Source organism: Streptomyces katrae (assembly GCF_000966975.1).
Taxonomy (GTDB): Bacteria; Actinomycetota; Actinomycetes; order Streptomycetales; family Streptomycetaceae; genus Streptomyces; species Streptomyces katrae.
This window is the reverse complement of the sequence record NZ_JZWV01000430.1, coordinates 1-570: the sequence shown is the minus strand read 5'-3', so window position 1 is coordinate 570 and position 570 is coordinate 1. Positions and strand designations below refer to the sequence as shown.

Genomic DNA, 570 nt, shown 5'->3' with positions numbered 1-570 from the left:
CGACGACGGAAGACACCGACATGACGGAAGACGGCGACCAGCCGTTCAGCGATCTCGAACGCTATGTCGCGGACCTCTGGTCCCAGACCCTGAAGACCGAAGTCACCGCCCCCGGGGACGACTTCTTCGCGATCGGCGGCCACTCCCTGCAGGTACTGGCCTGCCTGGTCGAGATCCAGGAGCGCTACCCCGACACCACCATCCAGGACTTCTTCGCGTACCCCACCGTGGCGGAGTTCGCCGCCCGCCTGGCGGAGCTGGGTACGGAGGCGCCCGCGGCCCCCGCCGCGGAGCCGGCCGCGCCCACCGCGACGGCCCCCGCGCCGCACCCGGTCCGCTCCACCGGACCGGCGGCGGCCGACGGCGGCGAGGTCCTCCTCACCGGCGCCACGGGGTTCCTCGGCGCGCACCTGCTGGCCGCGCTGCTGCGCGAGCCCGGCCGCCGGGTGACCTGCGTGGTGCGCGGCAACGCGGAGGCGCCGGCCGGGGACCGGCTCGCACGGGTCGTCGAGTACTACGTGCCGGATGTCCTGCCCGCACTGCGGGACCGGGTGCGGATCGTCGAGGGCG

The 570-nt window shown here is 74.6% G+C and carries 1 protein-coding gene; it reads left to right on the top strand.

The features are described from left to right. Positions 1–20 precede the first annotated feature (20 nt). Positions 21–570, top strand: a 550-nt coding sequence (locus VR44_RS16385) for an SDR family oxidoreductase (protein ID WP_045948241.1), incomplete at its 3' end; no start/stop codon positions are given.